At 70.6% G+C, this 23,877-nt stretch carries 18 protein-coding genes; 6 read left to right on the top strand and 12 right to left on the bottom strand.

The features are described from left to right. The 4 genes from WME98_RS21035 to aceB all read right to left on the bottom strand — a co-directional run bounded on the left by WME98_RS21035 (nucleotide 1) and on the right by aceB (nucleotide 6,625). Nucleotides 1–738, bottom strand: a complete 738-nt coding sequence (locus WME98_RS21035; RefSeq protein WP_437952897.1) for a hypothetical protein — start codon at nucleotides 736–738, stop codon at nucleotides 1–3. A gap of 300 nt (nucleotides 739–1,038) precedes the next feature. Then, the gene (locus WME98_RS21030) at nucleotides 1,039–3,393 is read right to left on the bottom strand and encodes a glutamine--tRNA ligase/YqeY domain fusion protein (protein ID WP_437952896.1); all 2,355 of its coding nucleotides are present in this window, start codon (nucleotides 3,391–3,393) and stop codon (nucleotides 1,039–1,041) included. A gap of 235 nt (nucleotides 3,394–3,628) precedes the next feature. Next, nucleotides 3,629–4,927 carry an isocitrate lyase gene (gene aceA, locus WME98_RS21025; protein WP_437952895.1) on the bottom strand — a complete coding sequence of 433 codons (1,299 nt, stop codon included), beginning with the start codon at nucleotides 4,925–4,927 and terminating at the stop codon, nucleotides 3,629–3,631. Between the two features lie 75 nt (nucleotides 4,928–5,002). Beyond that, complete coding sequence (gene aceB / locus WME98_RS21020; RefSeq protein ID WP_437952893.1) at nucleotides 5,003–6,625, bottom strand: malate synthase A; 1,623 nt, start codon at nucleotides 6,623–6,625, stop codon at nucleotides 5,003–5,005. 269 nt (nucleotides 6,626–6,894) lie between these two features. Between aceB and WME98_RS21015 the strand changes: the two genes are divergently transcribed. Next, entirely contained in the window at nucleotides 6,895–8,268 is a 1,374-nt protein-coding gene (locus WME98_RS21015; RefSeq protein ID WP_437952892.1) for a helix-turn-helix domain-containing protein, read from the top strand. A gap of 9 nt (nucleotides 8,269–8,277) precedes the next feature. On the opposite strand, the gene WME98_RS21010 is transcribed toward WME98_RS21015, so the two are convergent. Genes WME98_RS21010 through WME98_RS21000 form a run of 3 tightly spaced genes read right to left on the bottom strand, consistent with a single transcriptional unit; the run spans nucleotide 8,278 to nucleotide 10,807 of the window. Further along, a complete protein-coding gene (locus tag WME98_RS21010; protein WP_061622670.1) occupies nucleotides 8,278–8,649 on the bottom strand; it encodes a response regulator in 372 nt (123 codons plus the stop codon). Then, nucleotides 8,646–9,341, bottom strand: coding sequence for a hypothetical protein (locus WME98_RS21005; RefSeq protein ID WP_061622671.1), 696 nt, complete (start codon nucleotides 9,339–9,341; stop codon nucleotides 8,646–8,648). Before WME98_RS21005 ends, WME98_RS21010 begins: the two co-directional genes overlap by 4 nt. A gap of 32 nt (nucleotides 9,342–9,373) precedes the next feature. Then, on the bottom strand, nucleotides 9,374–10,807 hold the full coding sequence (locus WME98_RS21000; protein ID WP_020741839.1) for a sigma-54-dependent transcriptional regulator: 1,434 nt from the start codon (nucleotides 10,805–10,807) through the stop codon (nucleotides 9,374–9,376). 856 nt (nucleotides 10,808–11,663) lie between these two features. Between WME98_RS21000 and WME98_RS20995 the strand changes: the two genes are divergently transcribed. Together WME98_RS20995 and WME98_RS20990 are read left to right on the top strand one after the other, a co-directional pair. Further along, nucleotides 11,664–12,140: a hypothetical protein gene (locus tag WME98_RS20995; RefSeq protein WP_437952890.1), complete on the top strand. Its 477-nt coding sequence runs from the start codon at nucleotides 11,664–11,666 to the stop codon at nucleotides 12,138–12,140. A gap of 83 nt (nucleotides 12,141–12,223) precedes the next feature. Beyond that, the gene (locus WME98_RS20990) at nucleotides 12,224–12,703 is read left to right on the top strand and encodes a hemerythrin domain-containing protein (RefSeq protein WP_437952889.1); all 480 of its coding nucleotides are present in this window, start codon (nucleotides 12,224–12,226) and stop codon (nucleotides 12,701–12,703) included. A 368-nt stretch (nucleotides 12,704–13,071) separates the two neighbouring features. Here WME98_RS20990 and WME98_RS20985 read toward each other — a convergent pair whose 3' ends face one another. The 4 genes from WME98_RS20985 to WME98_RS20970 form a co-directional block, all read right to left on the bottom strand. Then, nucleotides 13,072–13,356 carry a hypothetical protein gene (locus WME98_RS20985; RefSeq protein WP_437952888.1) on the bottom strand — a complete coding sequence of 95 codons (285 nt, stop codon included), beginning with the start codon at nucleotides 13,354–13,356 and terminating at the stop codon, nucleotides 13,072–13,074. Between the two features lie 15 nt (nucleotides 13,357–13,371). Further along, complete coding sequence (locus WME98_RS20980) at nucleotides 13,372–13,590, bottom strand: hypothetical protein (protein WP_437952886.1); 219 nt, start codon at nucleotides 13,588–13,590, stop codon at nucleotides 13,372–13,374. Between the two features lie 47 nt (nucleotides 13,591–13,637). Further along, nucleotides 13,638–14,192, bottom strand: a complete 555-nt coding sequence (locus tag WME98_RS20975; RefSeq protein WP_437952885.1) for a hypothetical protein — start codon at nucleotides 14,190–14,192, stop codon at nucleotides 13,638–13,640. Nucleotides 14,193–14,654: 462 nt separating this feature from the next. Then, nucleotides 14,655–14,819, bottom strand: a complete 165-nt coding sequence (locus WME98_RS20970) for a DUF1328 family protein (RefSeq protein ID WP_129580598.1) — start codon at nucleotides 14,817–14,819, stop codon at nucleotides 14,655–14,657. Between the two features lie 574 nt (nucleotides 14,820–15,393). Between WME98_RS20970 and WME98_RS20965 the strand changes: the two genes are divergently transcribed. The 3 genes from WME98_RS20965 to WME98_RS20955 all read left to right on the top strand — a co-directional run bounded on the left by WME98_RS20965 (nucleotide 15,394) and on the right by WME98_RS20955 (nucleotide 20,604). Next, a complete protein-coding gene (locus WME98_RS20965; RefSeq protein WP_437952884.1) occupies nucleotides 15,394–18,240 on the top strand; it encodes a PAS domain-containing protein in 2,847 nt (948 codons plus the stop codon). Nucleotides 18,241–18,553: 313 nt separating this feature from the next. Further along, nucleotides 18,554–18,970 (top strand): response regulator, encoded by a 417-nt coding sequence (locus WME98_RS20960; RefSeq protein WP_437952883.1) that lies wholly within the window; start codon nucleotides 18,554–18,556, stop codon nucleotides 18,968–18,970. Further along, on the top strand, nucleotides 18,967–20,604 hold the full coding sequence (locus tag WME98_RS20955; protein WP_437334767.1) for an ATP-binding protein: 1,638 nt from the start codon (nucleotides 18,967–18,969) through the stop codon (nucleotides 20,602–20,604). Before WME98_RS20960 ends, WME98_RS20955 begins: the two co-directional genes overlap by 4 nt. 33 nt (nucleotides 20,605–20,637) lie before the next feature. On the opposite strand, the gene WME98_RS20950 is transcribed toward WME98_RS20955, so the two are convergent. Further along, nucleotides 20,638–23,874 carry an efflux RND transporter permease subunit gene (locus WME98_RS20950; RefSeq protein ID WP_437952880.1) on the bottom strand — a complete coding sequence of 1,079 codons (3,237 nt, stop codon included), beginning with the start codon at nucleotides 23,872–23,874 and terminating at the stop codon, nucleotides 20,638–20,640. Between the last annotated feature and the right edge of the window lie 3 nt (nucleotides 23,875–23,877).

Here is a 23,877-nt window from a genome sequence, read left to right as displayed (position 1 = left end):
CTACTCGAGGAAGACGCTCACCGAGGCCTTGTAGCTGTCGGTGCCGAGCGGAAAGATGCGGGTCCCGCACGGGAGCTCGATGAGGGGCTTCCGGTCGCGGCAGTCCGTGTAGCTGCCGTCGTGCCGCGGGCCGTCGCACACGTCCTCACACTTGCCCACGATATCGACCACGCAGTCGTCGATCGAGGGGCCGCAGACGCGGGGGATCGACCTCTGCCCTGGCGCGAGGCAGGCGAAGCGACGCTGGTTCTTGAGGAAGACGTTGCCGTAGTAGGTCGCCTCCGCCTCCTCGTACGTGTCGCGCTCCCTCCTCGTGGACGAGAGCGCGTCGTTCTTGCCGCGGAGCGAGATCGGCACGTGCTCGCCCCGGTAGTTCACGCGGGAGAGGAGGCAGGCCGACACCCACTCCTGGCACTTTTCACCACACGAGCCGTTCCTCCGACCCCACTCGGGCGCGAGCCCGAGCTCCCCGACGAAGGTGTAGGAGCGGCGGTCGACCTCGACCGTGATCTTCTCGTCCTCGGGCAGAGCGCAGCTCACGATGAAGCTGAGGAGCTCCCGCGACTCGGGGTCACGGAGCGCCTCCTTGGTGAACGGATTGCCCATCAGACCGTTGTGGGTCAGCGCGTTGTGGGTCAGCGCGTTGTGGGTCAGCGCGTTGTAGGTCAGCGCGTTGTGGGTCAGCGCGTTGTGGGTCAGCGCGTTGTAGACCACGACCTCCTGCTGCACCTCCTCCACCAGCTCATCCTCACCCTCGAGACCATCGAGCTCGGTAGACGCGATACAAGCGGCCTGCGAGGTCGACACCGCCACGCAGACGATGAGAGCGAATTGGCGTGCAGATTCCATAGTCCTATTTCATCTACACCACTCCAGCTCATAAGTTCAATTTTTTTATAGACATTTTGCGGGACATGTTTCTCCACACTGCCATGACACGCATCACGTAGTCAGGTGCCGGGCGGGGGACAACGCAGAGCGCAGCACTCCCGCGCACCCTGAGCAGGGGGGAAGCGAAGCAGCGTGTGGGTGGGAGAGTTACGCCAGTTTCCTGGTCAGCAGCGCATTGACCAGGTCGGGGTTCGCTTTGCCGCCGGAGGCCTTCATGGCCTGACCGACGAAGAACCCGATCAGCTTCGTATTGCCCGCGCGGAAGCGGGAGACCTCGCCGGGGTGCCCGGCGATGATCTGGTCGACGATGCGCTCCAGCGCGCCCTCGTCGGCCACCTGCCGGAGCCCTCTCTGCTCGACGATCGCCCGCGGGCTACCGCCCCGCTGCATTATCTCAGCGAGGACGTCTTTTGCTATCTTCGTCGAAATCGTCCCATCATCGATCAGCGCGAGGAGCTCGCCGAGCTGCGCACCTGAGAAGGGCAGGTCGCCTGCCTTCCTGTCCCTGAGCTCGCGCGAGATCGAGTGGATGACCCAGTTGGCGGCGCTCCTCGGGTTGTCGTGGACCGCCACCGCCTCCTCGAACAGCCGCAGGAGGCCGTCGTCCTCGGCCAGGACGACGGCGTCGTCGCCGGGGATCCCGCGTGTTTCGATGAGGTTTCTGGCCTTGTCGGCGCGGGCCGGATCGAGCCGCGCGAGCCGCTCCTCCACGGCCTTGCGCTCGGTCTTCGGCCGGGGCGGCGGCGCCTTCGCGGCCGCGCTCTCGGGCGCCGCGGCCGGAGCGGGCTTCTCGCCGGCCAGCTTCGCCCACGAGTCCTTGAGCGCCACGGTGCGGTTGAACACCGGCGCTCCGGGCGCGGAGTCGACCGGATCCACGAAGAAGAACCCCTGGCGCTCGAACTGGACATGGCTGCCCCGCTCCACGCTGGACAGGCTCGGTTCCACCCGGCATCCGGTCAGGGTGACCAGCGAACCAGGATTCAAGTTCTCCATAAAATCCCGCCCCTCGTCGACCGCGTCGGGCCGCTCGGCCGCGAACAGCCGGTCGTAGAGCCGGACCTCCGCGGAGATCGCGTGGGCCGCCGAGACCCAGTGCAGCGTCCCCTTCGGCTTGCGGCCGTCGGGCGCCTCACCGCTGCTCGTGGGGTGATCGTAGGTGCACCGGAGCTCCACCACCTCTCCCGTGGTCGGGTCTTTCACCACCTCTCGACAGGTGATGAACCCGGCGTACCGGAGCCGCACCTGCTGCCCGGGCGCGAGCCGGAACCATTTCTTGGGCGGGTCCTCGAGGAAGTCGTCGCGCTCGATGTAGAGCACCCGCGAGAGGGGGACCTTGCGGGAGCCCTGCTTCGGCACGTCGTCGGGCCAGTAGGGCGCGTCGATCTGCTCCACCTGCCCCTCGGGGTAGTTCTCGAGGACGACGCGGAGCGGGCGCAGCACGGCCATCACGCGCGGGGCGCGGAGGTTCAGGTCGTCGCGGACGCACGACTCGAACTTCGCGATGTCCACCATGCTGTTCGTCTTGGCGACGCCGATCTCCTCGCAGAAGGCGCGGATGGCCTCGGGCGTCACGCCGCGGCGCCGGAGGCCGGCGATGGTGGGCATGCGCGGGTCGTCCCAGCCCTTCACGTGGCCGCCCTTCACGAGCCCGAGCAGCTTGCGCTTGCTCATCACCGTGTAGTTCAGGTTCAGCCGCGCGAACTCGTACTGCCGGGGGCGGGACGGGACGTCCAGGCTCTCGATGATCCAGTCGTAGAGCTCCCGGTTGTTCTCGAACTCCAGCGTGCAGATCGAGTGGGTGATCCCCTCGATCGCGTCGGAGAGGCTGTGCGCGAAATCGTACAGCGGGTAGATGCACCAGGCGTCGCCCGTCCGGTAATGGCGCGCGCGCTTGATGCGGTAGATCGGCGGATCGCGCATCTTCATGTTGGGAGCGGCCATGTCGATCTTGGCCCGGAGCACGTGGGCGCCCTCGGGGAACTCCCCTGCTCGCATGCGCGCGAACAGATCGAGGTTCTCCTGGACGGACCTGTTCCTGTAGGGGCTCTCGCGCCCGGGCTCGGTGACGGTGCCGCGCATCTCGCGGGTCTCCGCCTCGCTCAGGCTGCACACGTACGCCTTGCCCTTCTGGATGAGCTCCACCGCGAACGCGTACAGCCGCTCGAAGTAGTCCGACGCGAAGAAGAGCTTGTCGCCCCAGTCGCCGCCGAGCCAGCGGACGTCCCGCTGGATGGACTCGACGTACTCCAGGTCCTCGGCCGCAGGGTTCGTGTCGTCGAACCGCATGTGGCACACGCCGCCGAAGTCGGCCGCCAGCCCGAAATTGAGCAGGATCGACTTCGCATGTCCGATGTGCAGATATCCGTTCGGCTCGGGCGGGAACCGGGTCACGACCCGCGTGTGCCTCCCTGCGGCGAGGTCTTCGGCGATGATGTTGCGGATGAAATTGGACGCGGCGCCGCCGCTGTCAGCGTCGCTCGGTCGGGGGCTCTGCGTTGTCACAGCTGTCTTTCACCTCGGCTCGGGCGACCGCGGCCGGACGCAGCCGGGCGCCGCCGCCCGAGCGGAGCCTACTCGAACGGCCCCCCCTGGACCACCGTGGAAGAGGGCGCCGCGCGGCCGCGCCCGCCGCGGACGCCCGCTCCTCGGGGCGGGGCGCGGCGGCGGAGCGCGGTCCGGCGGCGGCGAGGACGGCGCGCGGACGTGCGCGGCGGAGGGCGCGCGCCCGCGCGGGCGCTCAGAACTGGGCGGCCTCGGTGGACTCGTGCAGGGCCAGCGTGGACGCCGCGCCGCCCGAGATCACCTGGGCGACCTCGTCGAAGTAGCCCGTCCCGACCTCGCGCTGGTGGCGCGTGGCGCTGTAGCCGAACTGCTCGCCGGCGAACTCGGCCTGCTGGAGCTCGGAGTACGCGGACATGCCGCGGCGCTGGTACTGCCTGGCGAGCTCGAACATGCTGTGGTTGAGCGCGTGGAACCCGGCGAGGGTGACGAACTGGAACTTGTACCCCATCGCGCCGAGCTCGCGCTGGAACCGCGCGATGGTCGCGTCGTCGAGGTGCTTCTTCCAGTTGAACGAAGGAGAGCAGTTGTAGGCGAGCAGCTTGCCCGGGAACTGCTTGTGGATCCCCTCCGCGAAGCGCCGCGCCTGGTCGAGGTCCGGCGTCGAGGTCTCGCACCAGACGAGGTCGGCGTAGGGCGCGTAGGCGAGCCCGCGCGCGATGGCCGCGTCGAGGCCGCCCTTCAGCACGTAGAAGCCCTCGGGCGTGCGCTCGCCGGGGATGAACGGCTTGTCGCGCGGGTCGATGTCCGAGGTGATGAGCTTGGCGCTGTCGGCGTCGGTGCGCGCGACGAGGACGGTCGGCACGCCCATGACGTCGCTGGCGAGGCGGGCGGCGACGAGGGTGCGGATGAACTGGCTGGTCGGGAGGAGGACCTTGCCGCCCATGTGCCCGCACTTCTTCTCGGACGCCAGCTGGTCCTCGAAGTGCACGCCCGCGGCGCCGGCCTCGATCATGGCCTTCATGAGCTCGAAGGCGTTCAGCGGCCCTCCGAAGCCGGCCTCGGCGTCGGCCATGATGGGGGCGAGCCAGTAGCGCCCCGACTTGCCCTCGGCGGTCTCGATCTGGTCGGCGCGGAGGAGCGCCTGGTTGATGCGCCGCACGAGCGTCGGGACGCTGTTCGCCGGATACAGGCTCTGGTCGGGGTACATCGTCCCGGCCTCGTTGTTGTCCGCCGCCACCTGCCAGCCGCTCAGGTAGATCGCCTTGAGCCCGGCCCGGACCTGCTGCATCGCCTGGTTGCCGGTGAGCGCGCCGAGCGCCGCCACGTAGGGCTCGCTGTGCATCAGGTTCCAGAGCCGCTTGGCCCCGAGGGAGGCGAGCGTGTAATCGATACGGACGGTGCCGCGGAGGCGCGCGACGTCGGCCTCCGAGTACGGGCGCACGACGCCGCTCCATCGGCCGGGGGCGACGTCGCTCGGCGTCGCGTGCAGGGAATCGGCGGAGATCGGCGTATTGAGCGGGAAAGCAGCGGACATGACTGGGCTCCTAGTGCGTTGAGGTTGCAGGCGGCAGCTGCCGCTGTGTCGACGTCGAAACAGGGTGGCCGAGCGTCACGCGCCCTGGCCTCCGGCGCGCGAGATCAAGAGCTCGTAAGCGGGCAGCGTGAGGAACTCCTCGAAGGTCTCCCCGACGGAGAGCCGCTCGAAGAGCTGGCGCGCGTCGGCGAAGCGGCCGCCGTCGAAGCGCGCCTCGCCGAGCGCGCCGCGCAGGGCGGCCATCTCGCCGTCGACCGCCGCGCGGAAGCGCTCCGCGGTGAGCGGCTGGCCGTCGTCGAGCGTCGCCTTGTGGCGGATCCACTGCCATACCTGGGTGCGCGAGATCTCCGCGGTGGCCGCGTCCTCCATCAGGTTGTAGAGCGGGACGCAGCCGAGGCCGCTGATCCACGCCTCGAGGTATTGGATGCCGACGCGGATGTTGTGCCGCAGGCCGGCCTCGGTGCGCGCGCCCGGCGGCACGCGCAGGAGGTCGGCCGCCTCCACGCGGACGTCCTCGCGCTTGCGCTCGATCTGGTTCGCCGCGGGCATGTGCGCGTCGAACACCTCGCGGGCGAGCGGCACGAGCCCCGGGTGGGCGACCCAGGTGCCGTCGTGTCCGTCCTTGACCTCGCGCAGCTTGTCGGCGCGCACCTTCTCGAGCGCCGCGCGGTTCGCGTCGGGGTCGCTCTTGATCGGGATCTGCGCCGCCATGCCGCCCATCGCGTGCACGCCGCGGCGGTGGCAGGTCTTCACGAGCAGCTGGGTGTACGAGCGCAGGAAGTGCTGCTCCATCGTCACCTGCGAGCGGTCCGGCATCACGCAGGTCGGGTCGTTCCGGAGCTTCTTGATGAAGCTGAAGATGTAGTCCCAACGGCCGCAGTTGAGCCCGGCCGAGTGCTGGCGGAGCTCGTAGAGGATCTCGTCCATCTCGAACGCCGCGGGCAGCGTCTCGATGAGGACCGTGGCCTTGATCGTGCCCGCGGGCAGGCCGACCGCCTCCTGCGCGAAGAGGAAGACGTCGTTCCAGAGGCGCGCCTCCAGGTGACTCTCCATCTTCGGCAGGTAGAAGTAAGGCCCGGTGCCGCGGCGGACGAGCTCACGCGCGTTGTGGAAGAAGAACAGGCCGAAATCGAAGAGCCCGCCCGGCAGCGGCTTCCCGTCGAGCTCGACGTGCTTCTCCCAGAGGTGCCAGCCGCGCGGGCGCACGAACAGCGTCGCGAGCCGCTCGCCGAGGGCGTAGCGCTTGCCCGTGGCCGGATCCTCGTAACGGAGCTCGCGCCGCGTTGCGAGCCGCAGCGCCGCCTGCCCCTCGATGAGGTTCTTCCACGTCGGCGAGGTGGCGTCCTCGAAGTCCGCCATGAACACGCTCGCGCCGGAGTTCAAGGCATTGATGATCATCTTGGGATCGACGGGCCCGGTGATCTCCACGCGCCGGTCGAGCAGGTCCTCGGGCAGCGGCGCCACGGTCCAGTCCCCCTCGCGCACGTCGCGCGTCTCCCGGAGGAAATCGAACCGCTCGCCCGCGTCGAGCCGCGCCTGCACCGCGCGCCGCCGCGCGAGAAGGCCGGGAACCCGGTCAGCGAACTTACGTCCGAGATTCGCGAGGAAGCGAAGGGCCTCTGGCGTGAGGACAGACTCGTCGCCCGCAACGCGGGGGGCGAGCAGGCTCAGGTTCGAGGTCGCATGATTCTGGCTCATCCACATCTCCTGCAACGCTGCGCGTCGTTACAACGAAACTATGTTTGTCGACGGGGTTTCAACGTCAACTTCGCTTTGAAATGCAGGCGGATAACGATGTCGACGAAAGGCCTTTACAGGCAGTCAACGTGTAAACTATTGTAAATTTCTACGGTGGGGCGCTTCACCTACACGTGGGTTCAGTAAATTCAGCTACGTTCGGGAGGGTCCTCATGGCCGATGCACCTCTACTCGGAGCCAAAGTCCGCGCGCTCCGGCGCCGCGAGCACATGACGCAGGTCGATCTGGCGGAGCGCCTCGGTGTCTCGGCGAGTTATCTGAACTTGATAGAGAACAACCGGCGTCCGTTGACGGCGCCGCTCCTCATCCGGCTCGCCCAGATATTCCAGCTCGATCTCCAGAATTTCGCGTCGGAAGAGGATGTCCGGCTGACAGCCGATCTCCACGAGGTGTTCGGCGATCCCATCTTCGAGAGCCACGGGCTCACGAACGCGGATCTGCGCGAGCTCGTCGCGACCTCACCGAACGTGGCGCGCGCGGTGCTCACGCTCTACCGCACGTACGCGACCACCCGCGAGTCGCTGGACACGCTGGGAGAGCGGCTGGCGGGGGACGGGTTCGTCGCGGTCGACAACTCGCGCCTGCCGTCCGAGGAGGTGAGCGACCTGATCCAGCGCCGGATGAACCACTTCCCGGAGCTCGAGGAGGGCGCCGAGGCGCTCTGGCGCGAGGCGGAGCTCGACGCGGACGACGTCTACCGCGGCCTCGTCCGGTACCTCCACGCGACGCGCGGCATCGAGGTGCGCATCGTGCGCGTCGCGGACGAGCGCCAGGCGATGCGGCGCTACGATCCCGAGCGGCGCGTGCTCAGCATCTCCGAGGTGCTGCCGCCCCGGAGCCGCCGGTTCCAGCTCGCGCACCAGCTCGGGCTGCTCACGCAGTCGGCCGCCATCGACCGCATCCTGCGCGACGAGAACCTCACCACCCCCGAGTCCCGCGCGCTCGCGCGCGTCGCGCTGGCCAACTACTTCGCCGCCGCGATCCTCATGCCGTACCAGCCGTTCTTGGAGGCGGCGCGCGCCGAGCGCTACGACATCGAGCTCCTCGCGCACCGCTTCGGCACGAGCTTCGAGCAGGTGTGCCACCGGCTGACGACGCTGCGCCGCCCTGGCGCCGAGGGGGTGCCGATGCACATGGTCCGCATCGACATCGCGGGCAACATCTCGAAGCGCTTCAGCGGCTCCGGCATCCGCTTCGCGCGGTTCAGCGGCGCCTGCCCTCGCTGGAACGTGCACGCCGCCCTGATGACGCCCGGCATGATCCGGATCCAGCTCTCGCAGATGCCCGACGGCGCGGTCTACTTCTGCATCGCGCGCACCGTGCGCAGCGACCGCGGCGGCTACCACGTCCCCCACACGGTCCAGTCGATCGGCATGGGCTGCGACGTCCGCTACGCCCGCGAGCTCGTCTACGCCGACGGGATCGACCTCGACAACATCGACGCGGCCGTCCCGGTCGGCGTCACCTGCCGGACCTGCGAGCGCCTCGACTGCGCCCAGCGGGCGCTGCCGGCGCTGCAGCACCCGCTGCGCCTCGACGAGAACCGCCGGGGCGTCTCGTTCTACGCGTCCGTCGACAAGTGAGCCGGGCGCTCAGCCCGGGCGACCGAGCAGCTCGTTGAGCGTCGACACGAGCCGGGCCACGTCGACCGGCTTGACGAGGTGCACGTGCGCCCCGGCCGCCCGGCTCTTCTCGCGGTCGTCGTCGCCGCCGAAGCCGCTCACCACGACGAGCGCGCGCGGCTTGTTCTCGAGCGACGCCACGAGCTCCAGGCCGCTGCCGTCCGGCAGCGACACGTCGGTCACCAGGGCGTCGACCGGGCGCTCGGCGAGCGCCGCGCGCCCCTCCTCGCACGACCGCGCCACGGCCACGCGGAAGCCGCGGCGGCGGAGCGCCATGCCGAGCAGCGCCGCGGTGTCGTCATCGTCGTCCAGGACCAGGACCTGCGGCAGCTCCTCGCTCATCGCGCGCCCACCTTACGATCCGCCTCGTTCAGCGGCCACTCCAAGGTGATGCGCGTCTCCGCGCCCACGCGCTCGACGCGCGCCGTGCCGCCGTGCGCCCTGAGCACGCCGTCGATGACGCGGACCGGCAGCGCGCCCTCGTCGAGCGGGTCCGCCTCCGGGGAGAGCGCCGTCTCGAAGAGCTCCTCCACCGAGGTCGTGTCCGCGTCGCTCGTGAGCACCACGCGCGCCTTGTCGCCGTGGGCCGCGAGCTCGACGGCGACCCGCGCGCGGGCGGCGCGCAGGGCGAGCATGAGCGCGTCCGCGAGCGCCGCGGTCATCGACGACGGGTGCGCGAAGCCGCGCAGCGGCGCGAGGTCGAGCGCCACCGTGACCTGGCGCCTGCCGTAGACGAACGACGCCTCCGAGACGGCCTGGCGCACGAGCGGCTCGAGGTCGAGCGACTGCACCTGGGCGTCCAGCTGCCGCGACAGCTCCGAGGCGGCGGTGTAGCGGTCGGCGAGGCGCAGGAGGCGGCGCACGCCCCGGCGCGCCATCGTGAAGAACGCCGCGTTCCGAGCGGTCGTCTCGCCGCCGAGGGCGCGCTCGAGCTCGTCGAGGGCGCCGGCCACGACGCCCGCCGGCCCTCGAACGTCGTGCCCCGTGCGCGCGAACAGCTTGTAGACCGACTCGGGGAGCGCCTTTTCCGTCATTCCTTCCGCCTTACCTCGCGCCTCATCTCAGCTCAGCTGAGCGCAGAGCTCGCCGATCCCGGCGAAGAGGCCGCCTTGTCCTTGTCTGGGCCTTCGTCCCCGCCCGAGCCATCCTGCTCCCCGTAGCGCTCCAGCTTGCGGTACAGCGTGCGCCGGTCGAACCCGAGCATCTGGGCGGCGCGCGACTTGTTGCCGCCGACGAGCGCGAGCACGCGCTTGATGTACCGCTTCTCGAGCTCGTCCATCGTCATGATCTCGGCCGGCTCGTCGACGGCGACGACGAAGCGGTCGGGACGGTAGGCCTGGACCTTCTCGGGCAGATCCTCGACCGTGATCTGCTCGAAGCGCGCGAGGGCCACGGCGCGCTCGATGCTGTTCTCGAGCTCGCGCACGTTGCCCGGCCAGTTGTAGGCGGTGAGCTTCTCCGCGGCCGCCGTCGAGAGCGAGAGCACGCCCTTGCCGCTCCTGGACGAGAACTTCTCGAGGAAGTGCATCGCGAGGTGGAGCACGTCGGTCCCGCGCTCGCGCAGGGGCGGCAGGTCGATCTTCACGACATTGACGCGGTAGTAGAGGTCCTCGCGGAACCGCTTCTCGTACACCTCGGTCTCGAGGTCGCGGTTGGTCGCGGTCACGATGCGCGCGTCGAAGGGGATCTCGGCGTTCGAGCCGACCGGCCGCACCTTCCGCTCCTGGAGCGCGCGGAGCAGCTTCGGCTGGACCTCGAGCGGCATCTCGCCGATCTCGTCGAGGAAGATGGTGCCGCCGCTCGCCTCGAGGAACAGGCCGGTGCGCTGGGTCTTCGCGTCGGTGAAGGCGCCGCGCGCGTGGCCGAAGAGCTCGCTCTCGAGGAGCGCCTGGGGCACCGCGGCGCAGTTGACGGCGACGAAGGGGCCGGGGCGGCCGCTGGCCTCGTGGATCGCCCGCGCGATGAGCTCCTTGCCGGTGCCCGTCTCGCCGTGCACGAGCACCGAGGCGTCGCTGCGCGCGACGCGCCCGATGAGGTCGTAGACGCGCTTCATCGCGGGGCTGCGCCCGACGAGGCCCTTCGTCTGCTGGACGTCGTGGGCCGCCTCACGCAGGCGCTTCACCTCGGACCGGAGGCGCCGGTGCTGGACGGCGCGCGAGACCGTCAGGCCGAGGAGGTTCGAGTCGAGCGGCTTCGTGACGAAGTCGAACGCTCCGGCGCGCATCGCGGAGATCGCCGTCTCCATGCTCCCGAGCGCCGTCATGACGATGACCAGCATGTCGGGCCGGGCGCCGAGGATGCGCTCGCACAGCTCGAGGCCGCTCATCTCGCTCATGCCGACGTCGGTCAACACGACGTCGAAGTCGTCCTCGCTCACGAGCTCCAGCGCGCTCTTCGCGGAGGTGCGCGCCGCCACGGAGAATTCCTGCCTCTTGAGGAGGGCTTCGACCAGATCGCACGTCGCTTCGTCGTCATCGACGACGAGTATCCTGCCGCTCATCGCGTGTCCTTCCCCGGCAGCTCACTAGGTCGACCGCTGCCTGCAGTTGCAGGGAACGTGCCACGGAGACACCGCGCCATCAAGCCCAGCTCGCTCACCCTTGAGATTCTTCAACGTGACGTTTCGCCACAGGTGGGCTTTCCTGCCTCAACCATGCCGGCAGCGGCCCATGGCGCGGCGCCGGCGCGCCCCCTCCCCGGCCGAGGCGCCCCCGAGATGCGGCGGCGCTCTCCGGCGCCTCGCCGGATGGCGTTACCAGCTCCCTGGATTTCCACAGATAGGCAGCACGTCGTCCGGCGATGCACGTGGCGCGCCTCGCCCGTCCGCGGCGAGAGGCTGCGCGGCGGGGAGCGCCGCCTCCAGGCGGCCGCGGCCACGAAAAGCGTCGGGTGTCGCGTGGATGCAGCGCAGGCCCCCCGGCCGTCCGCGCGAGGCCGAGGCGCGCTCGCGGCGAGCTCGCTCGCGGCGCGCGGGCGCGCTGACGGCTGGCGATCCGCGCGCTGGCGAGCGGCCAGGCATGGCGACCGGCAGGACCAGCGCGGCCCGCGGCGAAGGATCGCAGGCTGAGCGATCGAACAACGAGCGTTCGAGGAGAGCAGGGAATTCGCGGTCTGTTGCGATGCGTCTCCGTCCGCGGATCGAGATACCGCGATTGAGCGCTTCATTTCTCTGGATCCTGCGGCAGCCATCGTGTGCCGGTGTTGGCCTGAGCACCTCGACCTCGCTCGATCTGTCGAGTCCGTCCGAGCCGGCGGTGAGAGGCGAAATTCCACATCTCCAGATCACATCTGGCGCCCCGGACGTGCTCACGTCCGGAATAAGACGATTCGGCACGAGAGTTGCTTGAATATGCCCCATGAAGAAGAGGGGGCGGAAGGGCGAGCGTCGAGAGGAGACCTGCCTGCTGATTGCTGAGCCCGGCGCGCCCTGGACCGAGTGCGCCGCCTGGCTGAGCACCCGGACGCGCGACATCCACACGGTGATTCAGCTGCCGAGCGAGCACGCGTCGACATTCCAGTCGCGCGTGCAGGAGAAGCTCCTGCTCCTCGGCGAGGTGAGCACGGCCGTGTTCGTCGCGGCGTCGTCCGCGAACAAGCTCGTGGTCCGGTCTTCGCTCGTGCGCGCCGTGCTCGGCGCGCTCCCCGGCGTGAAGCGCGTCGTGCTCTGCCCCGGCTCGGACCCGCTGGCCCCTGCGGCGCATGAGCTGGCGGGCCTGTCGCTGACGATGCGCGAGCTGATCGGCCGGAGCGGCGCCGTCACCTTCTCGCTCGAGGGCCCGAGGGGCGAGCCGCTGTGCGGCCTCGCGTACCTCTCGGCCGGCGCCGCCGCCTGAGCGGCCCTGGCGCGAGGGCGACGAGATCCCTGTTTCACGTCCATCGACAACACGCACACGTTCGGTGTCCGGGAGGAGAATGCATGAAAGCGACACAGCTCTTGAAGGGGCAGCACCGCGAAGCCGAGAGGCTGTTCGATCTGGCGGCCTCGGGCGTCGGCGATGTCCGGCGGGTGACGGACGAGCTCACGAAACACCTGCTCGCCCACATGCTCGCCGAGCAAGTGGTGCTCTTCCCGGAGCTGCTCGCGATCGAGCCGGATCTCATCGGCGGGGCCTGCGAGGAGCACACGGTCGCGCGGTTCGAGATCCGGCGCGTCGTCAACACGGCGCCAGAGGACCCGAGCTTCAAGGCCAGGCTATCCACCCTGAGGGAGCTCATCATGCACCACGCCGACGAGGAGGAGCGGGAGCTCTTGCCTCGGATCGAGGCGGAGCTGAGCGAGGAGGCGAACGAGCGGCTGGGCCAGCAGATGCTGGAGCTGTTCGACGCGCTCATCGCCCATTCCCGCCGCTCCCACGGCCAGAGCCACGCCCCGGCGCGCACCGCGACGGCGGCCTGACGGCGGCGGCCCTCCCGCCGCGCTCCTCCTCCTCACGTTCGGTTCACCGCCCAGGCGGGCACCGGCGCTCGACGCGCGCCGCGAGCGCCTGCGCGCCTGTCGACCGGCCATGTCCTAGGACGCCGAACGGGGTGAAACCCCGCGGAAATGAACCACACAGGCACAGAGGGCACAGAGGACGCAGAGGGAGAGAGAAGAGAGCGCTCGGAATCTCTTCTTCATCCCTTTCATCCCTCTGTGTTCTCTGTGCCTATGTGGTTCCAATCTCTTCATTCTCGGGCGTTTCGAGCTGATCGGTGCTCTAACGCCGTGCCCCGAGCCGGGGAGCCCGGGCCATCGCGTGTCGAGGGAGATGAGGGCCGGTGGGCTCACGGGGTGGGCGCCGGCGCGTCGCCGGGGCCGGTCGGGCCGCCGTGCGCGGGCCCGTACCCGTGCGACTCTCCGTAGCCGAGATCCTCGGGGACCATCTTGTCCGCCGCGGCCTTCGGCTCCGGCGAGGCGGCGCTCGGCGCGGCGTCCGAGGCGAGCTCGTAGACGCCGCGCTCGAGCTCCATCTCTTCGAGGGCCGAGCCGCAGGCCCGGCAGGGCGCGGCCGCCATCGATACGAAGATGTACCGGCGACCGCAGGATTTGCAGCGGAGCTCGCGGATCATCGCACGCTCGCCGGGTCAGCTCGGCCGACCGCGCCGGGTCGCCTCCTGGGCTTCTCGCAGCGCGTCGCCTTCGGGGCCGTCCAGCGCCTCGGCGGCCTCCTCCGCGTGCTGCTCGATCTTGCCGTCCTTCACCGACCTCTGCACGCCTTCGCGGTAGCGCCGATCGGCCGTGTGGTTGCCCTCGCCTTCGATGTCCGCCGACTGGGTCTGCTGAGGTGCCTTCTGGTTCTCCATGGTGTCCTCCTCTTTGTCGAGCTTGCTGGGCAGGGCCGCGGGGCGCGTCAGACGCGCCGCCTCGCCTCCTGGATGGCGCGATCCAGCTCTTCCACGCGCTGGTCGACGCCCTTCTTCACTTGTTCGAGGTTCGTGCTCGTGGCCGCGTCAAGGTCGCGCAGGCTCCTGCGGACCGCCTCCGACTTGTCCTGGAGGTCCTTCACCATCCTGTCGACCTCGGCCTTGGACAGCTTCTTCTCGGCCTTGGCGCGGAGCTCGGCGACGTCCTTCTCGAGGTCCTCGACCTTGCGCGTCGCGGAGGCGCGCACGTCGTCGCGCGCCTTCAGGAGCTCCGCCTGGGCCTCCACGGTCTTTTCCTGGGCCTCCAGGGCAGCGTTGTTGAGCTTCTCCGCGGCCTCCCGGAGCGCGTTGTCGGTCTCCCGCTCGGCCCGCTGGTCGATCGCGGCGACCTTCTTGTCGAGCTCGGTGGCGACCTCCGCCGCCTTCTGCTCCGCCTCGCGCTGCGCGCGCTCGGCCTTGGCTTGCGCGTCTGTGGGGGACTCGCAGCCCGCGACGACGCTCATGACGATGGCGATAGGAAGGAATGTACGGACGGTCAGCATGATGTTCTCCTCCGGTCTGCCGCTTGGCCCGACCTTGCGCCCGGGCGAGAGCCCGGCACGACGCGAAAAGCCCCATCGAAGCTGCCCGGGATCGTTCCTCGCGGCGCCCTGGATGGGTTCCTCCACCCGCCTTTGCGACGGGCGTGCCAGGCAGAACCGCGGAGACCGCCCGGCCCGACGAGACATATCGCCCCGATCGTGGCCGCCAGGCACGTGCAAGCAGGCATCGCCGGCACAAGGCGCGACAACCAACAACGCATCGCGTCACCACGCCGCGCGCGGACGGCGTGCGCGCAGCGCGGAGCGCGCGGCAAACGAAGGCATGGAGTTGGGGGGTTCGCAGGAGAGAGGATGAGAAGGCGCGCGGGCGGCGGGTCGGCTCGTGCGCCGGGCTCGACGGCGCCGCGTGGGCCCGTGTGAGACGGGCGCCCACGCGGCGCTCGAGGGGCGGCGTGGAGGGCGTCAGGCCCGGACGCGGCGGCCGAGCGCGAGGGAGACCACCGCCAGGACGAGAAAGATCACGAAGAGCAGCTTCGCCACCGAGGCGGCGCCCGCGGCGATGCCGCCGAAGCCGAAGATGGCGGCGATGATCGCGACGATAAAGAACGCAACACTCCAACTGAGCATGATAACCTCCTGATCGGGTGAATTGGTGTTCCAGCGTCTCGAACCAGCGTTGTTGCCGTTGTCGCCGTTGTCGCCGTTCTTGCAGCCGCCGTGCCGCGACGTCCCATGTTGACCCGCGAGTCGATCAAGACGGTTGTTCCTCCGGGCGCCCCACAGCCCGCTTCACCGGCCGTCGCACGGCCCGGGCGGACGCAGGCGCTGCGGCAAATTGTCTCGTTCGTGACGTCGTGCGCCGCACATCGCCGCGAACACCGGCCGTCCGAGCGCGGCACAGCGCTTGCCCGCGCCTGGGCCTGTGCGCGCGCGAAGGAAGCCGAGCTCGGCTCAACACCCATGTCGAGGGCGACCTCGGCGGAGGACGACAGACGGCTACCCCACGAAGGGCGCGGTCGCCTACCCGGCGCCGCGCGGGCTGCGCTGGCGGGGCGCCTTGTGGCGCTCGGCAAGCTCGCCGAATATGTCGTGCTCGACGCCACCCGCGGCCCAGGTCGTCCAGGGCCGCTCCCCGCTCGCTGCCCGGGCCCCTGACGGCGATGGCTGCCGGGACGGCGCCGGCGCCGCGAACGACCCGATCATGACGACCCCGCTCTCCACGCTCATCAGGACCCGCCGCGAGGCCATCATCGAGCGGTTCGTCGGCGAGCTGCGCAGGCGAAGCTCGGTGGCGCGAAACATGCCGAAGCCGCTGATCATCAACTCGTTGCCGACCTTCCTCGACGAGGTGGCCGCCAGCCTGGAGAAGGGCGCTCCCACGAACGGCAGCGACGAGGCCGCGCGCGAGCACGGCGAGGCGCGCTGGGAGAACGGGTTCGACCTGGAGGTGATGGTCCGCGAGTACAGCCTCCTCCGGCGCTCCATCCTCCGCGAGCTGCACGAGGCGGGGATCACGCCGAGCCTGAGCGACCTCGAGGCGCTCTCCGAGCGCGTGGACGCGGGGATCGCGCAGGCGGTCGGCGAGCACACCCGGCTCCAGCTGGCCGCGCTGGAGACCGAGCGCAGGCGCACCGAGCTCGAGCGGGGCAAGAGCGGCTCGCTGCTCGCCGAGGCGCCGGCGCCGATCTGCCTCCTCAAGGGCGAGGGGCTGGTGTTCGAGCTGGCCAACCCGATGTTCTGCCAGATGGTCGGCCGCGACGATCTGCTCGGCAAGCCGCTCGCCGAGGCGGTCCCGGAGCTCCGGGGGCAGCCGCTGCACGCGCAGCTCGAGGCCGTCATGGCGAGCGGCCAGCCGAGCGTGGCGAACGAGATCCCGGTGCGGATCATGCACTGGACCGGGGAGCTCGTGGAGCGGCTCTACAACGTCCTGTGCAAGCCGCTCCACGACGTGAGCGGCGCCGTGGAGGGCGTCATGGCGACGGCGTTCGACGTGACCGAGCAGATCGGCGCGCGCCGCAAGGCGGAGCGCCTCGCGCTCGAGCTCCAGCAGAGCGTGGCCCAGCGCCTGCGCGCGGAGCAGGCGCTCCGGGTGAACGAGGAGCGCTTCCGCAAGGCGCTCCGCGGGTCGCCGGTCATGGTGTTCAACCAGGACCGGGACCTCCGCTACACGTGGATGCACAACGCCTTCGGCAAGTCGGAGCGCGAGGTGCTCGGCAAGACCGACGCGGAGGTGCTGGAGGACCCGGACGCCGCGAGGGCGCTCGAGCGGGCGAAGCGCGAGGTGCTCTCCAGCGGGGTCGGCCAGCGGCGCGAGATCGCCCTGCACTCGGGCGGGCGCACGCAGCACCTCGACATCTCGATCGAGCCGCTCGCCGACGACGCGGGCGAGATCGTCGGCATCACCTGCACGGCGACGGACATCACCGAGCGGAAGGCGATCGAGCAGGCGCTGCGCGCGAGCGAGGCGAGGTTCCGCACGGTGCAGGAGGCGTCGCCCGACGGGTTCATGATCCTGCGCAGCGTGCGCGACGCGTCGGGGGCGATCGCCGATTTCGAGTGGGTCTACGTGAACCCGGCCACCGGGCCGATCGTCGGCGGCCGCGGCAAGGATCTCGAGGGCAAGCGGCTGCTCGTGGAGATGCCGGGCAGCTCGCTCGCGAGCGCCTTCGACACGTACGCGAAGGTCGTCGAGGCCGGCGAGGCCGCCCGGGTCGAGCTCTCCAGCGCGCACGACGGCGCGCCGCAGACGTTCCGCGCCATCGCGGTCGCGCTGGGCGACGGGGTCGGCATCTCGTTCCACGACATCACCGAGCAGAAGCGCTCCGAGGCCGAGCGCTCGCAGCTCCTCGATCAGGAGCAGCGGGCGCGCCAGCACGCCGAGCAGCTGAACAAGCTCAAGGACGAGTTCCTCGCCACGGTGTCGCACGAGCTCAGGACGCCGCTCCAGTCGATCCTGGGCTGGGCGCGGATCCTCCGGACGGGCGAGGTGGACGCCGAGTCGCTCGAGCGGGGGCTCTCCACGATCGAGCGCAACGCGAAGGCGCAGTCGCAGCTCATCGAGGACGTGCTCGACGCCTCGACGATCATCGCGGGGAAGCTGCAGCTCCGCACCGATCCGGTCGACGTGCGGCAGGTGCTCTCCGCGGCGCTCGATCTCGTGCGCCCGACGGCGCTGGCGAAGGGCGTCACGGTCAACGCCTGGGTCGTCGAGGACGTGGGCATCTTCCTCGGCGACGCCGATCGGCTCCAGCAGATCGTGTGGAACCTGCTCACGAACGCCGTGAAGTTCACGCCCTCGGGCGGGCAGGTGCGGGCCTTCGCCCGGCGCGTCGAGGCCATGCTCGAGGTCGAGGTGGAGGACAACGGCGAGGGGATCCCGAAGAGCTTCCTGCCGTTCCTGTTCGAGCGGTTCCGGCAGGCGGACGGCGGGATGACCCGGGCGCACGGGGGCCTCGGCCTCGGCCTGGCCATCGTGCGGCACCTGGCGGAGGCGCAGGGCGGCACCGTGAACGCGGAGAGCGACGGCGAGGGCAAGGGCGCGCGCTTCCGGGTGCGGCTGCCGATCCACGCCGAGCCGCACTCGTCCCAGCCGTCGCCGCAGCGCCGGGGCAGCGACGCGCCGGGGGGCGCCGCGCGCCGCTTGCTCGAGGGCATCCGGGTGCTCGTGGTCGACGACGAGACCGACGCGCGCGAGCTGCTCGGCATCATCTTCGGGCGCGCCGGCGCCGCGGTGAGCGAGGCGGCCTCGGCCGGCGCGGCGCTCGAGGCGCTCCGCGCGGGCGAGTTCGACGTGCTCGTGAGCGACATCGGCATGCCGGGCGAGGACGGTTACGCGATGATGCGGCGGCTGCGCGCGATGGGGGCCGAGGTCCCGGCGAGCGGGATCCCGGCGCTCGCGCTCACCGCGTACACGCGCGTGGAGGACCGCCGCCAGGCGATCGCCGCCGGCTTCCAGATGCACCTGGCCAAGCCCATCGAGCCGAACAGCCTGGTGACGGCGGTGGCGCACCTCGTCGGCCGCGCGGGCAACCGCGGCAGCTGGCCGTAGCCCCGAGGGCCGCGCCCCGGCGGCGCGACCGTGGGCCTCGAGCGCGGGCGCGCCCCCGACGAGGGCGAGCACACCGGCGTGGCGCGGGCGGCCGTCGTGGGGCGCCCGGGCTTACCTCGCCGCCGATCGCCTCTTCCCGGCGCCGCGGGCCCACGTTACCTTCAGCCGCGCGAAGCAGGCCGTAAGCGGTGTCTCCGTAACGCGGAAACGAGTGAGCCGGCCTCCAGCTCCGTCGCCATCGCCCTGCCCACGTGCAGCGGTGCTCTCGTATGCTATCGACGGGCCAGCGTTTTGCCCCTCAGCGAGGACGAGGATGGACGGTAAAATCCTGAATATTATCCTGGTAGAGGACGACACCGTCGACGTGATGAACGTCCGCAGGGCGTTCGATCGGGGCAAGATCACGAACCCGCTCTGGGTCGCCGGTGACGGGGTCGAGGGGCTCGACCTGCTGCGCGGCACGCAGGTGCCCAGGGACCGGCGCCTCGTCCTGCTCGACCTGAATATGCCCAGGATGAACGGCATCGAGTTTCTTCGGGAGCTCCGGTCCGACGCCTCGCTGAGGGCGACGCCCGTCGTCGTGCTGACCACCTCGAACGACGAGCGGGACAAGGTGGACGCGTACGACCTGAACGTCGCCGGCTACCTGCTCAAGCCCGTGACTTTCCTGAGCTTCGTCGAGCTCATGACGGCACTGAACCGGTACTGGACGCTCGTGGAGATGCCTTGAGCCATAGGTCGGTTCGTCTCCTCGTCGTCGACGACGACACGGTCGATCGGATCGCGATCCTGCGCGCGCTGCGCAGCGGCCGCGTCGACGCCGAGATCAGGGAGGCCGATTCCGTCGATTCGGCGCTCGCGGTGCTGTACGAGCAGCAGATCGACTGCGTGCTGCTCGATTTTTACCTGCCCGGGGGCGACGGGCTCACGGTGATCGAGGCGGCGCGCAAGGCGAAGCTCACGGCGCCGTTCATCATGCTGACCGGGCAGGGCGACGAGTCGCTGGCGGTCGATCTGATGAAGCGGGGGGCGGCGGACTACGTGCCGAAGAACCTGCTGACGCCCGAGCGGCTGGTGCAGAGCCTGCGCTACGTGCTCCGGCTGAACGAGGCGGAGCGCCGCGAGGACGAGGCGCGCCGGGCGCTCGCGCGCCACGCGAACCAGCTCGCGCAGCTGACCGAGGCGACGCTGCGCATCCACCGGTCGCTCTCGCTGAACGAGCTCATCCAGCGCACCACCGACGAGGCGCGCGCGCTGCTCGACGCGAACGTGGCCGTCGCGCGGCTGGCCGCGCGGGGCGTGGCGCAGCGGTCGATGACCGGCATCTCGCTGTCCGAGGAGTACGCCGCGCGGGAGGACCGCGACAGCATCCGCGAGGTCGCGTTCGGCCTGATCGAGCGGCGGAGCACGGGCGTCCGGCTGACGGGCGACGAGATCGCGAGCGATCCCACGTGCGCCGACGTGCTGTCGCGCGCGCCTTCGGAGCTGCACCCGCGCTCGCTCGTCGCGGCGCCGCTGCGCGGCCGGGATGGCCAGAGCATCGGGAGCATCCTGCTGCTCGACCGGCGCGACGGGCCGTTCGTGGAGAGCGACGAGGTGCTGCTCACGCAGCTCGCGCAGTCGGCGTCGGTCGCCCTCGAGAACGCGCGGCTCTACAACGAGGCGCAGGCCGCGACGCGCGCCCGGGACGACCTCCTGGCGATCGTGTCGCACGACCTCCGGAACCCGCTCAACACGATCGCGATCACGGCGTCGCTCCTGCGGAGCGATCTGCTCCAGCGGAAGGACGGCGAGGAGGACGACGCCGTCCAGCTCGTCGACCGGATGGACCGCGGGATCCAGCGCATGACGCGGCTCATCGAGGATCTGCTCGACGCGTCGCGCATCGAGGCGGGGCGGCTCGTGGTGTCGCCGCGGGTGGAGCGCGGCGGGGCGCTCGTGCGCGAGGCGCTCGAGGCCGCCGCGTCGCTCGCCGAGGCCAAGGGCTGCCGGGTGACGCAGGGGCCGCTCGACGCGGGCCTGGAGGTCCTCGCCGACCGGGATCGCGTGCTGCAGGTGTTCTCGAACCTGCTCGGCAACGCGCTGAAGTTCACGCCGAAGGGCGGGGTCGTGAGCGTGTCGCTCTGCCGGATCGCCGGCCTCGCGCGCTTCTCCGTGGCCGACACGGGCCCGGGCATCCCGCCCGAGCACCAGCCGCACCTCTTCGATCGCTACTGGAAGGCCGCGCAGGAGTCGCGCACCGGCGCCGGGCTCGGCCTGTACATCGCGCGCGGCATCGTCGAGGCGCACCACGGGACCGTGGCCGTCGAGAGCACCCCGGGCCAGGGGACGACGATCCACTTCTCGCTGCCGCTGGCGAGCTGAGCGCCCGCCGCCGCGTCGACGGGCGCGATTCGCTCAACTGGCTGGGCTCGCTCCGGGATCCGCCGGCGCTTCGCGGGCGGCCGGCGCCTCCTCTCGGTGCGTCAGCCGGTAGAGGACCGGCAGGACGAGCAGCGTGAGCGTGGTGGAGGAGAGGATCCCGCCGATGACGACCGTCGCGAGCGGGCGCTGCACCTCGGCGCCGGTGCCGGTGGCGAGCGCCATCGGGACGAAGCCGAGCGCCGCGACGAGCGCCGTCATGAGCACGGGGCGGAGCCGCGCGATCGAGCCGTGGAGCACGGCGTCGTCGAGCCCCTCGCCGCGCTGCCGCAGGTTCTCGATGAACGTCACCATCACGAGCCCGTTCAGCACGGCGACCCCCGAGAGCGCGATGAAGCCCACGGCCGCCGAGATCGAGATCGGGAGCCCGCGGCCCCACAGCGCGAAGATGCCGCCGGTGAGCGCGAGCGGGACGCCGGTGAAGATCAGGGCGGCGTTCCCGAGCGTCCCGACGGAGAGGAAGAGCAGGGCGAAGATCAGCCCGAGCGCCAGCGGGACCACCACGGCGAGGCGCCGCTGGGCGGCGAGCATGTTCTCGAACTGGCCGCCCCAGGACATCCAGTAGCCCGGCGGGAGCTTGATCTCGGCGTCGATCCGCTCCTCGGCGTCGGCGACGAAGCCGCCGAGGTCGCGCCCGCGCACGTTGCACTGGACGACGACGCGGCGCTTGCCGCTCTCGCGGCTGACCTGGTTCGGGCCGTCTTCCAGGCGGAGGTCGGCCACCGCGCCGAGCGGCACGAACGCCGCGCGCTCGGGCGACCGAGCCGCCGCGGCCACGGTCGGGCCGCTCGGCCCGGCCGCGTGCTCCGGCGCGCCCCGGAGCGGGATCGGGAGCCGCTCGAGGGCCGCGACGTCGCGGCGGATGGCGTCGGGGAGCCGCAGCACGAGGTCGAAGCGCTTGTCGCCCTCGAAGACCTCGCCGGCGCTCACGCCGCCGATCGCGGCCTCGACGACCTCCTGCACGTCGGCGACGTTGAGCCCGTAGCGGGCGACCATGCGCCGATCCACGTCGATGGTCAGCACCGGCAGGCCCGTGACCTGCTCCACCTTGACGTCGGCGGCGCCCGGCGTCGCCCGCAGGAGCGCGCCGATCTTGTTCGCCTGCTCGAGCATCACGCCGAGGTCGTCGCCGAAGACCTTGACCGCGACGTCGCTCCGCACGCCGCTGATCAGCTCGTTGAACCGGAGCTCGATCGGCTGGCTGAACTCGTAGTTTTGCCCCGGCAGCTCCCGGATCGCCTCCTCGATCGCCTCGGCGAGCTCCTCCTGCGTGGCCGCCTTCTTCCAGGCGCTCCGCGGCCTCAGCATCAGGTAGGTGTCGGAGACGTTCGGGCCCATCGGATCGGTCGCCACCTCGGCCGTGCCGGTGCGGGCGAAGACGTGCTCGATCTCGTCCGGGAAGCGCTCCTTGAGCAGGCGCTCGAGCTTCGCCTGCATCGCCACGCTCGTCGTGAGGCTGATCGAGGGGATGCGCGCCGGCTGGAGCGCGAGCGCCCCCTCGCTCAGCTTGGGCGCGAACTCGCGGCCGAGCCCCGCGGCGGCCAGGCCGGAGGCGACGAGGACGACGCCGGCGGCGGCGACGACGAGCGGCCTGTGGGACAGCGCCCAGGCGAGCGCCCGGCCGTAGGCGCTCATCGCCCGGCGGAAGAGGAAGTTCTCCTTCTCCGACACCTTGCCCGTGAGGAGCAGCGCGACGAGCGCCGGGACGAACGTCATCGACAGGATCGTCGCCCCCGCGAGCGCCAGGACGACGGTCTGCGCCATGGGCCGGAACATCTTCCCCTCGATGCCCGTGAGCGTGAGGATGGGCAGGTAGACGATGGCGATGATCAGCTCGCCGAAGATCGTCGCCTGCCGGACCTCCTGCGACGCGTCGTAGGCGAGGTCGAGCCGCTCTTCCCGGGTGAGCGCGCGGCCGAGCCGGCGCTGCTCCTCGGCGAAGCGCCGCACGCAGTTCTCGACGATGATCACCGAGCCGTCGACGATGAGGCCGAAGTCGATGGCGCCGAGGCTCATCAGGTTGCCGCTGATCTTGCCCTCGACCATGCCGGTGACGGCGATCAGCATCGAGAACGGGATGGCGAGCGCGGCGATCAGCGCGGCCCGGAGGTTGCCGAGCAGGAGGAAGAGCACGACCACGACCAGCGCGGCCCCTTCGAGCAGGCTGTTCCGCACGGTGCTCAGGGTGGCGTCGACGAGGTAGGTGCGGTCGTAGACGGTCTTGACCGTCACGCCCTCGGGCAGCGACTTGTTGACCGCCTTGATCTGCTCGTCCACGCGCCTGGAGACGGCGCGGCCGTTCTCGCCGACGAGCATGATGGCCGTGCCGATGACCGCCTCCTCGCCGTCCTCGGTCGCGGCCCCCGTGCGCAGCTCCCGGCCGACGCCGACCTCGGCCACGTCCTCGATCCGGATCGGCACCTCACCGTGGTTGCCGACGATGATGCCCCGGATGTCCTCCTCGCTCTGCACGAGGCCCGTGGCGCGGACCAGGTACTGCTCGCCCTTGTGCTCGATGTACCCGCCGCCCGCGTTGGCGTTGTTGCGGGCGAGCGCCTCGAGCACGTCGCGGAACGAGAGCCCGTAGCCGACGAGCTTCGCGGGGTCCGGCGAGACCTGGTAGAGCCGCTCGTGGCCGCCGATCGAGTTGACCTCGGTGACGCCGGGCACGGTCCGGATCTGGGGCCGCACGATCCAGTCCTGGATCGTGCGCAGATCGGTCAGATCGTACGGCTGGCCGTCGGGCCGCCGGGCGTCCGGCGCGGCCTCGAGCGTCCACATGTAGATCTCGCCGAGGCCGGTGGCGATGGGGCCGAGCTGCGGCTCGCCGAGCCCGGGCGGCAGGCTCTCCTTGGCGGCGCCGAGGCGCTCGGCCACGAGCTGCCTCGCCCAGTAGATGTCGGTGCCGTCGTCGAAGATCACCGTCACCTGGGAGAGCCCGTAGCGGGACAGCGAGCGCACCTGCTGGACGCCCGGGAGCCCGCCCATGGCCCACTCGATGGGGAACGTGACCTGCCGCTCGACCTCGACGGGGGAGAGCGCCTTGACCGAGGTGTTGATCTGCACCTGGACGTTGGTGATGTCCGGGACCGCGTCGATCGGCAGGCGCGTGAAGTTGTAGGCGCCGAGCGCGCCGACCGCGATCGTCAGGGCGACGACGAGGAAGGGGTGGCGCACCGAGAACGAGAGGAGCCGCGAGAGCAACGTGAGCATGGG

Origin of the sequence: Sorangium sp. So ce296 (genome assembly GCF_051529605.1) — a bacterium.
Classification (GTDB): Bacteria; Myxococcota_A; Polyangia; order Polyangiales; family Polyangiaceae; genus Sorangium; species Sorangium cellulosum_D.
Note: the sequence above shows the minus strand (reverse complement) of the source record. Positions and strands in the feature narration are given on the sequence as shown.